Origin of the sequence: Flavivirga aquimarina (assembly GCF_030540835.1) — a bacterium.
GTDB classification, from domain to species: Bacteria; Bacteroidota; Bacteroidia; order Flavobacteriales; family Flavobacteriaceae; genus Flavivirga; species Flavivirga aquimarina.
In genome coordinates this window covers 1-531 of record NZ_JAUOEK010000176.1, presented here as the reverse complement: position 1 = coordinate 531, position 531 = coordinate 1, and the positions used below count along the sequence as shown (strand labels likewise).

The following is a 531-nucleotide window of genomic DNA, read 5'->3' as shown; positions in this document are numbered from 1 at the left end:
AGAGTTTTACACCCCAATGCAACAAACCCTTCAACAGTTACAAACTTAAATACAATAGCACAATTTATAGGACAGCAAACCATGCATACAAATTCAATAGACTCTTCACACGGCGGAGGTCAAATTGTAGAACTGGAATTTACACCAACAACAGACCAAGTTGCTTTATACGCTGTTAATTCAGTAGAAAACGGTTCAGATGTTAGAATCGACAACTTTTCTATAGAAATAGTAAGTAGCCCTATTAATATTCCAGAAATTAAAAACCCAACTTTTTCAATAAAAGAAGCCCCATACAATGGTGCCAGTTACACATGCTCGTGTGTAGAATGGTACAACCCTAACTTCCCTAAACAAGCAGGTTCTTCAACAGATTCTAATGACGCCCCTGGAAATCAAGGAGGAGGTTCTATAAAACTAACTAATGTTCCCGGAGAGCAAAGAACAGCATACCAACTATTAGACGCCGTAACTCCAGGGGCTACATATAGATTAAGGTTTTATTACTCAATAACTAATAGCGGAACAATT

General features: G+C 37.7%; 1 protein-coding gene. It reads left to right on the top strand.

Translation table 11 applies throughout. From position 1 onward, the window contains the following. On the top strand, positions 1-531 hold a 531-nt coding region (locus Q4Q35_RS18860), incomplete at both ends, for a hypothetical protein (RefSeq protein WP_303279582.1).